This window comes from Janibacter anophelis NBRC 107843, assembly GCF_001570945.1.
Taxonomy (GTDB): domain Bacteria; phylum Actinomycetota; class Actinomycetes; order Actinomycetales; family Dermatophilaceae; genus Janibacter; species Janibacter anophelis.
Window position 1 is genome coordinate 1 of record NZ_BCSQ01000085.1, and the last position, 10,252, is coordinate 10,252.

The window sequence follows — 10,252 nt, forward strand, 5'->3', positions numbered from 1 at the left end:
GGAGGCGAAGCGCAACCGGCGCGCGGTGTGGGCCGGCTCGCCGACGAGCCGCTCGTCGATCGCGACCGGTGCCCCGCCCAGCGCCTCCAGGAGTCGGCCGTGGGCGGCGTGGCCCTCCTGCTGGCCCAGGGCGTCGAGGAGCATCGGCAGGCGGTCCCGGCGGCGTGGTCTCACGTCCGCATTATCCCCGGTGCGGTGGCGCCACCGCAGGATCGTGACGGCTCAGCCCATGACGCCGGTGCGCATGAACTCCTCGAGCCGCCGCTCGTACGGGGCGATGTCGATCCCCTCGTCCGCCAACCAGCTGGGTGAGTAGTACTTGTCGAGGTAGCGCTCACCCGGGTCGCAGATGAGGGAGACGACGCTGCCCTTCGTCCCTGCCGCGACCATCTCGGACACAATCCGCAGGGACGCCCACAGGCTGGTCCCGGTCGACGCGCCCGCGCGGGTGCCGATGAGCTCCTCGAGCAGCAGGACCGCGGCGATCGAGGCGGCGTCGGGCACGCGCATCATCCGGTCGATGCTCGTCGCGATGAAGCTCGTCTCGACCCGCTGCCGACCGATGCCCTCGATGCGCGAGCCGATGGCGGTGGTCACGGCAGGGTCCCGGTCGCGCCACCCCGGGAAGAAGGCGGAGTTCTCCGGGTCGGCGACGCAGATGCCCGTCGACCGCCCCGTGTAGCGCACGTACCTCGCCAGGGTCGCCGAGGTGCCGCCGGTGCCCGCCGTCGCGACGATCCATGCCGGCTCGGGGTGCTCCTCCATCGACATCTGCTCGAAGATCGACTCGGCGATGTTGTTGTTGCCGCGCCAGTCGGTCGCCTGCTCGGCGTAGGTGAACTGGTCCATGTAGTGCCCACCGGTCTCCTCGGCGAGCGCCGCCGCCACGGCGTAGACCTCGTGCGCGTCGTCGACGAAGTGGCAGGTGCCGCCGTGGAACTCGATGAGCTCGACCTTTTGCCGGCTCGTGGATCGGGCCATCACGGCGTAGAAGGGCACGCCGATGAGGGAGGCGAAGTAGGCCTCGGACACCGCCGTCGACCCGCTCGACGCCTCGACGACCGGCCGGCCGGGGTGGATCCACCCGTTGCACAGCGCGTGGAGGAAGAGCGAGCGCGCCAGCCGGTGCTTCAGCGACCCGGTCGGGTGGACCGACTCGTCCTTGAGGTAGAGGTCCACGCCCCACTCCTGCGGCAGCGGCACCCGTACCAGGTGCGTGTCGCCGGACCGGTTGGCATCGCTGCGGACCTTGCGGATCGCGCTCGCCAACCAGCGCCGGTAGTCCGGGTCGTAACGGTCGACGTCCTCCTCGGCGGCGACGACCGGTGCGGGGCGCTCGTGATGGTCGGCCACGGGCATTCCTCTCGGGGCAGGCGGTGGACGGCGTCGTCCACCAGCACGAAGGGGGGCGCCCCCCACGATGTCACCCCACGGCCCGCTGGAATGCCGTGTTCCGTCCTCGTCGTTGACACCTGCATGCGAGCAATGACCTATGACCGGTACGGCGACGACGACCAGCTGCGGAAGAGCGACCTCCCGGTGCCCAAGGTGGGGCCGGGCGAGGTGCGCATCCGGGTCACCCGAGCCTCCGTCAACCCGGTGGACTGGAAGGTCATGTCCGGTGGCCTCGACCAGCTCATGGACGCGGACTTCCCGGTCATCCCCGGCTGGGACGTCGCCGGCGTCGTCGACGCCGTGGGTCCGGACACGCCGGAGTTCACCGAGGGCGACCGGGTCGCCGCCTACGCCCGCAAGCAGGTCGTGTCGGCCGGCACCTTCGCCGAGTACGTCACGGTCATGGCCGAGGACGTCGCCGCGGTGCCCGACGAGGTGCCGGACGACGTGGCCGGGGCGCTGCCGCTGACGGGGCTGACCGCCCTTCGTGTCCTGGAGACCCTCGCCGTGACGAAGGGGGAGTCCGTGCTCGTGCACGCCGCCTCCGGCGGCGTCGGGTACCTGGCCTGCCAGCTGGCCGTGGCCGCGGGGGCGCACGTGGTGGGCACCGCCTCGCCGGCCAAGCACGAGCGGCTGCGCGAGATCGGTGTCACCCCCGTGGCCCACGGCGACGGGCTGCAGGAGCGCCTGCGCGACGTGGCCCCGGAGGGTTTCGACGCCGTCGCCGACCTCGTCGGCGGGGTGCTGGACACCTCCCTCGCGGTCCTGCGCGACGGCGGCCGCATCGCGTCCGTCGCCGACCCTGCCGTCGAGGAGCACGGTGGCCGGTGGGTGTGGGTGCGGCCCGACGGCGAGCGCCTGGCGGGGCTGCTGGAGGAGGTCGCCGGTGGCCGGCTGCACGTGCGCATCGACACCTCCTACCCGCTCAAGCGCCTCGCCGACGCCTTCGGGGCCAGTCGTGACGGGTCCGCCGACGGCAAGATCGTCATCGACGTCGCCGACTGACATCGGTCCTAGGGTGGTGGTCATGACAGAGACCAGGGTCGTCCGTGCCACGGCCGTCGTCGACGCCCCCGCGTCCGTGGTCTTCGAGCAGATCGCCGACCCGGCTGCCCAGATCGCGTGGGACGGCAACGACAACCTCGCTGCCGCCGACGACGGTCAGCGGGTCCACGCCGTCGGGGACGTCTTCGTCACGACCCTGACCAAGGACGGCGCCCGGCGACGCAACCTCGTCGTCGACTTCGAGGAGGGTCGGCGCATCGCGTGGCGGCCGGCCCCGCTCGACGGCGAGGAACCGGGCCACGAGTGGCGCTGGGAGCTGCGGCCCCTCGCCGACGGCCGCACCGAGGTGACGCACACCTACGACTGGCGCGAGCTGACCGACGAGCGGCGTCTGGCCCGAGCGCGGCGCACGACCCGAGACCGGCTGGAGGCGTCGTTGGAGCGGCTGGCGGACGTCTGCCGGTGACGCGGGAGCGGACCGACCTGAGGTCGCGATACCTGTCCTTGGGTGCCGGTGAGCTCACCGCCGCAGCCGTCTTCCCCTGGGCAGCAATCCGGTACGGCCGGCCCCTCGAAGGGAGCGGGCGGACCGCCCTGGCCGCGGCAGTCGCTCCGCGTCACGCGGCACCGTGAGCGGCCGGTGGGGAGTGCAGCGACGTCCTGCGCCCGCGCCGGGCCACGAGCCGGTGGCACCATGGCTGGCATGGACGCCACGCCTCCCCCTGCCGAGCATGACACCCGGGACTGGACCTTCGTCGTCGACGACGGGTGCGCCGACTGCGGGTACACGCCCCACGACCCGGTCCTGACGATCGAGCGACTCGAGGCCACCGTCCCGCGGTGGGCCCGCGCGCTCGAACGCCCCGGTGCCACCGAGCGGCCCGCGCCCGGCGTGTGGTCCACGGTCGAGTACGCGAGCCACTCGCGCGACCTCGTCCGCGTGCTCGGCGAGCGGGTCACGGCGATGCTCGCCGAGGAGGGCGCTCCCTTCGCCGACTACGACGGGGAGGCGGAGGCGGTGCGCCAGGAGTTCTGGGCCGCCGACCCGCGCACCGTCGCCCGAGAGGTCGCGGCCGAGACCGAGCGGACCATCGCCGTCCTCCAAGGTGTCCGCGGGGAGGCGTGGGAGCGCACCGGCCTGCGTGGGGACGGACAGCCCTTCACGATCACCCAGTTGTGCCGCTACCTGCTCCACGACATCGAGCACCACCTGCACGACGTCGACGGCTGAGCCATGGACCGCGTGGGGAGCTTCGTCGCCGGGCTGCCCCCGGGCGCCTTCGCCTTCGTCATGGCGACGGGCATCGTCTCGGTCGGTCTCGACCAGCAGGGCCTGATGCTCCCGTCGAACGTCCTGCTCGTCGTCGCCGTCGTCGCCTGGGTCGTACTCGTCCTCGCCCTCGGCGGCCGACTGCTGCGCCATCGCCGCCGGGCGGTCGACGACCTGCACGACCCCCGGCTGGCCTTCGGTTACTTCACCGTCGTCGCCGGTTCCGGCGTGCTCGCCGTGCGGCTGCTCGAGATCGCGCCGACGGTGAGCGCGGTGCTGCTGGCCGCGGCGGTCCTCGTGTGGCTGGTCCTCGGTTACGCCGTCCCGTGGGCAGCGGTGCTCTCCCGTGCCGAGCGGCCGGTCCTCACCGAGGCCAATGGCACGTGGTTCATCTGGGTCGTCGCCAGCCAGTCCGTCGCGACGACGGCCGCCGGCCTGGAGCCGATCGTCGAGAGTGGTCAGGAGGCGCTCGCGATCCTCTCGGTCATGGCGTGGTCCGTCGGCGTCGTCCTCTACGCGGCGTGCGCCGTCTTCGTCGCGCTGCGGCTCGTGCTCTACCCGCTGACGCCGCAGGACCTCAACCCGCCCTACTGGGTGTCGATGGGCGCGGTCGCCATCACCGTCGTCGCCGGCGCCAAGATCGTCGAGATGACCGCGACCCCGATGGTCGAGGCGACCTCCGGGCTCATCGCCGGCCTCGTCGTCCTGTGCTGGGCCTGGGCCACGTGGCTGATCCCCGTGCTCTTCGCCGTGGGGGTCTGGCGGCACCTCGTCCACCGCATCCCGCTCACCTACGAGTCGACGTGGTGGAGCATCGTCTTCCCCCTCGGCATGTACGCGGTGGCCGGGATGTACCTCGGCCGCGCCGACTCCCTCCCGATCGTCGAGTCGATCGGCGCGGCCTGGCTCTGGGTGGCCGTGGTCGCCTGGCTCTTCGCTGCCGGATCGATGCTGCTCGGTTGGTTCCGGGCCGGCCGGGGTAGGGCCACGACATGACGTCCACGAGCCAGGTCCACGTCCGATCCATCCGCGACGAGCCGGCGAAGGGGGACGGCGTGCGCGTCCTCGTCGACCGCATCTGGCCGCGCGGGGTGAGCAAGGAGGACGCGGCGGTCGACGAGTGGCTGGGGGAAGTGGGGCCCTCCACCGAGCTGCGTCAGTGGTTCGGGCACGACCCCGAGCGGTTCGACGAGTTCGCCCGGAAGTACGAGGAGGAGCTCGAGGGGTCGCACGCGTGGCAGCGCCTGCAGGACATCGTCGCCGAGGGGAGTCGAGTGACCCTGCTCTTCGGTGCTGCGGACCGGGAGCACAACCAGGCCATCGTCCTGCAGGCGCTGCTCACGCGTTGAGCTGTGTCAGGTCTGGTCGGCCATGCACTGCCCGATGGCCATCTCCAGGCCCTTGTCGAGGATCATGAAGTCGGCCTCGCCGAGGTAGTTGAACGGCTTGACGGTCTTGCCCTGATAGGCGGCGCCGCTGCCGACGGTCGCCTTCATGTGGATGAGCGGCTCGGTGGTGGTGCCCGTCTCCTCCATCCAGTGGGCGATGGCGACCGAGGCATAGCCCGAGCACTCGGGCATGCCGAGCTCCTCGGCGATGACCATCGCCCCGAGGCCGGACAGGGGCATCCACGGGGACGTGTTGGTGGACTGCTGCTCGTACGCCTTGGCGTTCCAGTCGACCTTGTAGCAGTGGTGTGCCGATGCGGTCGTGGCGACCCCGAGGGTCAGTGCGGCGGTGCCGGCCGCGACGCCGAGCGCGCGACGCCAGATCGTGTGGGACATGGGGGTGCTTCTCCTTCGAGAGGGTGTCGTCGGCCCGCCCGACGACACCCCCAAGCACACTCCCGGGCGCTCACTGCGCGCCATGCGTAGATCTACCCATGGCGTGGCGTGCCCTGGTCGTGCTCGAGCAGCCCCAGCTGCTGCGCCCGCACGACCGCGGTCAGTCGGTCACCCACGTCGAGCTTGTCGTAGATGTTGGACAGGTGGCGGTGCACCGTGCGCTGGGAGCACCCGGCGCGGTGGCCGATGGCGGCCGCCTTGTGGCCGTCGGCCAGCAGCCGGAGCACCTCCTGCTCACGCGCGGTCAGCTGCGCGATCCGCAGGGCGGGCGCGTCCAGGTGCAGCGGCTCGAGGATGCCGATGAGCCCCACGATGGCCGGTTGCACGGCGCGCATCCGCTCGAGGTCCTCGCGGGTGTAGTCGCTCCCGCGCCGTCCGATGAGGAAGGCGACGAACTCCTCGCCGCCACGCACGGGGAGTGCTGCGGCCTGGTCGATGCCCCAGATCTCGAGGCTGCCGGTGCACTTGGGGCTCGCCGCCCAGATCTCCTGGCCGCCGTAGGCGCGGGCCGCGGTCGTGGGCCGCAGGTCGCCGTCACGGATGGGGTCGATGAGGGGGTCGGGCCCGGCGGTGATCCGCATCTCGTCGCTGATGCGCGACCGTGCGGTCGAGGTCGCGCCGCGCCCGATGGCGTGCACGTCGTAGCCGTCCGGCGCTCCCTGCACCATCAGGCCGGTGACGGAGCCGGTGAGCTCGATGAGCTGCTCGACCATCGCCTCGAGCCGGGAGGCCGCATGTGCGGGTGCGTCGGCCACCTGCGCGACCAGGTTGACGACGTCCTGATAGGGGTCGATCCCCTCTCCCGACACGTCGGCCATTGTCCTCCCGGCTCAGCGGGCAGTAAAGGCCCGTGGCTCCGGGGCCCGTCCGACGGCGGGTCGCGCCCGCCATCGCTCCAGCTCGTGGAAGTGGTGCACGGGGCCGGCCCCGCTGCCGACGTCGAGGACCTCGGCGTGGCGCAGGGCCTGGGTGAGCCAGGACTTGGCCTCACGGACCGCCGGCAGCCACCCGTCGTGCTGCGGGCGAAGGGCGGCGATCGCGGAGCTGAGCGTGCAGCCGGTGCCGTGGGTGCTGGCGGTGGGGACGCGCTGCGCCCGCAGCAGGACGGGGTCATCGGCGCCGTCCGACCAGACGTCGACGGCCGCGTCACCGTCGAGGTGGCCGCCCTTGAGCAGCACGCGTCGGGCACCCAGAGCGAGCAGCCGCTCGGCCTGCTCGGACATCCCGGCGACGGTCCCCACCGGCTCCTCGTCGAGGAGCACCGCCGCCTCCGGCAGGTTGGGGGTGACGACGTCTGCGCGGGTGACGAGTGCGCGCACTGCGGTCACCGCGTCCTCGGCGAGCAGCCGTGAGCCGGACGTGGCGACCATGACCGGGTCGAGGACGACGGGCGTGGTGGCCAGGGGCCGGTGGCAGAGGAGCTCGTGGACGGTCTCCACGAGCCCGACCGAGGCCAGCATCCCGACCTTGACGACGTCCACGCGCACATCGGCCACGAGGGTCTCGACCTGGGCGCGCACCACGTCGACCGGGACCTCGTGCACGTGCGTCACCCCACGCGTCGACTGCGCCGTGAGTGCCGTGACCACGCACGTGCCGTAGGCGCCGAGTGCGCTGAAGGCCTTGAGGTCGGCCTGGATGCCGGCCCCGCCGGAGGGGTCCGATCCGGCGATCGACAGGGCGACCGGGGGGCGGTGCAGAGGTCCGGTCATGGGGTCACCGTAGTCGTGTGGTTGTATCGAGGCATCCCCACGGGAGCTCGGGCACGAGCTGAGATCGGACTGTCGCCGTCCGGACCGTCTGAACCTGTCCGGATCATGCCGGCGAAGGAAGAGGAGGCGCTGACGTGCGCACCGATCATGAGCTCGAGGTCCATCCGCAGCACCGTCGTGAGGAGCTGGTCGACCCCCACGACCCGTCGATCCGGGTGCCGGTCACGGCGATCTCCTTGGCCGACGGCCCCGATGGCCGACCCCACGACGACGTCCTCGTCTACCGCACGGTGGGGCCGGGGTCGGACCCCCGGGCCGGTCTGCCTCCGCTGCGCCACGACTGGGTCACTGGTCGGGCGGACGTCGAGGAGTACGAGGGTCGGCCGCGCCACCTCGGCGACGACGGCCGGTCCGCCGTCCGCCGCGGGGAGGCCTCGCTCGCCTGGCAGGGGCCGGTGCGGTCCCCCCTTCGCTCGGTCGAAGGGCGCACGGTCACCCAGCTGCACTACGCACGGCGCGGAGAGATCACCTCGGAGATGCGCTATGTCGCTCTGCGAGAAGGCTGCTCACCCGAGCTCGTCCGCGACGAGGTCGCGGCCGGGCGGGCGATCATCCCGGCCAACGTCAACCACCCCGAGTCCGAGCCGATGGTCATCGGACGGGCCTTCCTGACGAAGGTCAACGCCAACATCGGCAACTCGGCCGTCACGTCGTCGATCGCCGAGGAGGTCGACAAGCTCACCTGGGCGACGCGCTGGGGCGCGGACACGGTGATGGACCTGTCGACGGGCGAGGACATCCACACCACCCGCGAGTGGATCATCCGCAACAGCCCCGTGCCCATCGGCACGGTCCCGATCTACCAGGCGCTGGAGAAGGTCGACGGCCGTGCCGAGGACCTGACGTGGGAGGTCTTCAGGGACACCGTCATCGAGCAGTGCGAGCAGGGTGTGGACTACATGACGATCCACGCCGGGGTGCGCCTGGCCTTCGTGCCGCTGACCGCCGACCGGGTGACCGGCATCGTCTCGCGGGGCGGGTCGATCATGGCCGGTTGGTGCCTGGCCCACCACGAGGAGTCCTTCCTGTGGACCCACTTCGACGACCTGTGCGAGATCTTCGCCCGCTACGACGTCGCGTTCTCGCTCGGCGACGGGTTGCGGCCGGGGTCGATCGCGGATGCCAACGACGAGGCCCAGCTCGCCGAGCTGCGGGCCCTCGGTGAGCTGACCCAGCGCGCCTGGGCGCACGACGTGCAGGTCATGGTCGAGGGGCCGGGCCACGTCCCGCTGCACCTCGTCAAGGACAACGTCGACCTCGAGCAGGAGTGGTGCCACGGGGCGCCCTTCTACACGCTCGGGCCGCTCGTCACCGACATCGCGCCCGGGTACGACCACATCACCTCGGCCATCGGTGCCGCGGAGATCGCCCGCCACGGCACGGCCATGCTCTGCTACGTCACGCCCAAGGAGCACCTGGGTCTGCCCGACCGGGACGACGTCAAGACCGGGGTCATCACGTACAAGATCGCGGCGCACGCCGCCGACCTGGCGAAGGGGCACCCGCGCGCCCGCGAGCGGGACGACGCGCTGAGCAAGGCGCGGTTCGAGTTCCGGTGGCACGACCAGTTCGCGCTGTCGCTCGACCCGGTGACGGCGATGGCCTTCCACGACGAGACCCTGCCCGCCGAGCCGGCCAAGACCGCGCACTTCTGCTCGATGTGCGGGCCGAAGTTCTGCTCGATGCGCATCAGCCAGGACATCCGCGACGCGTACGGCTCGGCGGAGGCGCAGCGCGCCATCGCGGAGGCGGGCATGGCGGCGAAGTCCCGCCAGTTCGTCGAGCTCGGTGCCAGCGTGTACCTCGAGGAGGGCGGGCGATGAGCCTCGTGCCCGGGCTGCCGCCGGCCGGACGTGCGGCGGTGCGCGCCGGCATCGTCGGCAACTACGTCGACCAGGTCAACATCTTCCTGCCCGTCGTCGCCCTCGCCCCTGCGCTGGCCACGCTCGCCGGCCCGCACGCAGGCGTGACCGCCGGGGCGGTCGTCATCATCGCGACCCTGCTCGGGCGGCCCATCGGCTCGATGGTCTTCGGCCGGGTGTCCGACCGGATCGGGCGCACCCGCACGACGCAGGTCGCCATCGCCGGCACGGCCGTCTGCAGCCTGGCGATCGCCGCCGTCCCGACGCACGAGAGCATCGGTGCCGTGGCGATCGCCGTGGTCGTCCTCCTGCGCTTCGTCGGTGGCATCTTCCTCGCCGGGGAGTACACGTCCGCGATCCCGCTCGCCATGGAGTGGTCCGTGCCCCGTCGCCGCGGGCTCGTGTCCGGTCTCATCATGGCGATGGCGCCGTGGGCGCAGTCGAGCATCGCCTTCGCCACGGCCGGGCTCGTCGCGCTGCTCGGTCCCCAGGCCTATGCCGAGTGGGGGTGGCGCCTGGCCTTCGTCGCCGGTGGGGCAGCGAGCCTCGGGTTGCTCCTCTACTACTCCGCCCGCGTGGCGGACGCGCCCCGTGAGCCGGCGCCGGCCGCGCCCCGCCTGCGCGCGGTGCTCACCGGTGCCCACGCCGGTGCCTTCTGGCAGATGTTCGGCCTGATGAGCGGCCTGTGGCTCATGACCAACATGGTCGTCATCCTCGCGGCCGGTCGACTCGCGGGCGATGCCGGACTCGACGGCAGCGAGGTCGCCCTCGTCATGGGCGTGGCCTCGATCGCCCAGGCCGTCGTCATGTCGATGACGGGTCACTGGTCGACCCTGCTCGGACGGCGCAGGTTCTTCGTCGGCTGGGGGATCTGCGCTGCGGTCCTCGCCCCGCTGCTCTGGCTCGCGACGATGTCCGCGGGTGTCCTGCCCTTCGTCGTCGGGGTCGCGCTGCTGCAGGTGGTGACCGTGTGCGGCTACGGGCCGGTGGGTGCCTACCTGTGCGAGCGGTTCCCGGTGCACGTGCGGGCCACCGGCTACGGCACCGCCTACTCCCTCTCGATCGTCGTCCCCGCGCTGTGGCCGTGGTGGCTGCCGCGGCTCG

General features: G+C 72.1%; 11 protein-coding genes and 1 riboswitch. Of the genes, 7 read left to right on the forward strand and 4 right to left on the reverse strand.

From position 1 onward, the window contains the following. Positions 1-222: 222 nt before the first annotated feature. A complete protein-coding gene (locus JAN01S_RS15665; RefSeq protein ID WP_280513192.1) occupies positions 223-1,353 on the reverse strand; it encodes a PLP-dependent cysteine synthase family protein in 1,131 nt (376 codons plus the stop codon). A 132-nt stretch (positions 1,354-1,485) separates the two neighbouring features. Here JAN01S_RS15665 and JAN01S_RS15670 point away from each other — a divergent pair, with 132 nt between their 5' ends. From JAN01S_RS15670 to JAN01S_RS15690, 5 genes are all read left to right on the forward strand, one after another. Beyond that, positions 1,486-2,400, forward strand: a complete 915-nt coding sequence (locus JAN01S_RS15670) for an NADP-dependent oxidoreductase (protein ID WP_306305678.1) — start codon at positions 1,486-1,488, stop codon at positions 2,398-2,400. A gap of 22 nt (positions 2,401-2,422) precedes the next feature. Further along, positions 2,423-2,866, forward strand: a complete 444-nt coding sequence (locus JAN01S_RS15675; protein ID WP_068319679.1) for an SRPBCC family protein — start codon at positions 2,423-2,425, stop codon at positions 2,864-2,866. Positions 2,867-3,103: 237 nt separating this feature from the next. After that, on the forward strand, positions 3,104-3,631 hold the full coding sequence (locus tag JAN01S_RS15680; protein ID WP_068319665.1) for a DinB family protein: 528 nt from the start codon (positions 3,104-3,106) through the stop codon (positions 3,629-3,631). Positions 3,632-3,634: 3 nt separating this feature from the next. After that, complete coding sequence (locus JAN01S_RS15685) at positions 3,635-4,666, forward strand: tellurite resistance/C4-dicarboxylate transporter family protein (protein WP_068319667.1); 1,032 nt, start codon at positions 3,635-3,637, stop codon at positions 4,664-4,666. Beyond that, positions 4,663-5,019 (forward strand): DUF488 domain-containing protein, encoded by a 357-nt coding sequence (locus JAN01S_RS15690; RefSeq protein ID WP_068319669.1) that lies wholly within the window; start codon positions 4,663-4,665, stop codon positions 5,017-5,019. The genes JAN01S_RS15685 and JAN01S_RS15690 overlap by 4 nt, the downstream gene beginning before the upstream one ends. A 6-nt stretch (positions 5,020-5,025) precedes the next feature. Here JAN01S_RS15690 and JAN01S_RS15695 read toward each other — a convergent pair whose 3' ends face one another. The 3 genes from JAN01S_RS15695 to thiD form a co-directional block, all read right to left on the reverse strand. Further along, entirely contained in the window at positions 5,026-5,454 is a 429-nt protein-coding gene (locus JAN01S_RS15695; RefSeq protein ID WP_068319671.1) for a hypothetical protein, read from the reverse strand. A 92-nt stretch (positions 5,455-5,546) separates the two neighbouring features. After that, the gene (locus tag JAN01S_RS15700; protein ID WP_169797250.1) at positions 5,547-6,323 is read right to left on the reverse strand and encodes a helix-turn-helix domain-containing protein; all 777 of its coding nucleotides are present in this window, start codon (positions 6,321-6,323) and stop codon (positions 5,547-5,549) included. 21 nt (positions 6,324-6,344) lie between these two features. Next, positions 6,345-7,226, reverse strand: a complete 882-nt coding sequence (gene thiD / locus JAN01S_RS15705) for a bifunctional hydroxymethylpyrimidine kinase/phosphomethylpyrimidine kinase (protein WP_068319675.1) — start codon at positions 7,224-7,226, stop codon at positions 6,345-6,347. A 29-nt stretch (positions 7,227-7,255) separates the two neighbouring features. Next, a riboswitch (TPP riboswitch) is annotated at positions 7,256-7,363 on the forward strand. Between the two features lie 48 nt (positions 7,364-7,411). Here thiD and thiC point away from each other — a divergent pair. Both thiC and JAN01S_RS15715 read left to right on the forward strand, forming a co-directional pair. Beyond that, positions 7,412-9,109 (forward strand): phosphomethylpyrimidine synthase ThiC, encoded by a 1,698-nt coding sequence (gene thiC, locus JAN01S_RS15710; RefSeq protein WP_084360321.1) that lies wholly within the window; start codon positions 7,412-7,414, stop codon positions 9,107-9,109. Then, a partial coding sequence (locus JAN01S_RS15715) for an MFS transporter (protein WP_068319676.1) occupies positions 9,106-10,252 on the forward strand: 1,147 nt, incomplete at its 3' end. The genes thiC and JAN01S_RS15715, both read left to right, overlap by 4 nt.

Coding starts and splice junctions, on each gene's coding strand:
- JAN01S_RS15670 (WP_306305678.1), top strand. CDS start 1,486: ATGACCTATGACCGGTACGGCGACGACGACCAGCTGCGGAAGAGCGAC.
- JAN01S_RS15675 (WP_068319679.1), top strand. CDS start 2,423: ATGACAGAGACCAGGGTCGTCCGTGCCACGGCCGTCGTCGACGCCCCC.
- JAN01S_RS15680 (WP_068319665.1), top strand. CDS start 3,104: ATGGACGCCACGCCTCCCCCTGCCGAGCATGACACCCGGGACTGGACC.
- JAN01S_RS15685 (WP_068319667.1), top strand. CDS start 3,635: ATGGACCGCGTGGGGAGCTTCGTCGCCGGGCTGCCCCCGGGCGCCTTC.
- JAN01S_RS15690 (WP_068319669.1), top strand. CDS start 4,663: ATGACGTCCACGAGCCAGGTCCACGTCCGATCCATCCGCGACGAGCCG.
- JAN01S_RS15695 (WP_068319671.1), bottom strand. CDS start 5,454: ATGTCCCACACGATCTGGCGTCGCGCGCTCGGCGTCGCGGCCGGCACC.
- thiD (WP_068319675.1), bottom strand. CDS start 7,226: ATGACCGGACCTCTGCACCGCCCCCCGGTCGCCCTGTCGATCGCCGGA.